The sequence below is a fragment of the Mesorhizobium sp. M2E.F.Ca.ET.209.01.1.1 genome, from assembly GCF_004010375.2.
GTDB lineage: Bacteria > Pseudomonadota > Alphaproteobacteria > Rhizobiales > Rhizobiaceae > Mesorhizobium.
Map to the genome: position 1 here is coordinate 1 of NZ_SADP02001423.1, position 278 is coordinate 278.

Below are 278 nucleotides of genomic sequence, written 5' to 3' on the forward strand. Positions count from 1 at the left end.
TGACGAGCGCCGACGAGGCGGCGCCGTCGACATCATAGTCGCCGAAGATCGCCACTTTCTCGCCGGCGATGATCGCGTCCGCCAGCCGCACTGCCGCCTTCTCCATATCGGTCAGCGATGCCGGATTTGGCAAAAGGTCGCGGATGGTCGGGTCGAGGAAGCGCTCGGTCTGCTCAGCGGTCACGCCGCGCCCGGCAAGCACCCGGGCCACGACGTCCGGCACGCCGTGGCCCTGCGCGATGGCCAAAGCGGCCATGTCCTGCCGCTCGGTCAGCCGG

At 69.4% G+C, this 278-nt stretch carries 1 pseudogene; it reads right to left on the bottom strand.

The window, feature by feature from the left end:
• A pseudogene (locus EN852_RS40645) lies at positions 1-278 on the bottom strand (single-stranded-DNA-specific exonuclease RecJ); the annotation flags it as partial.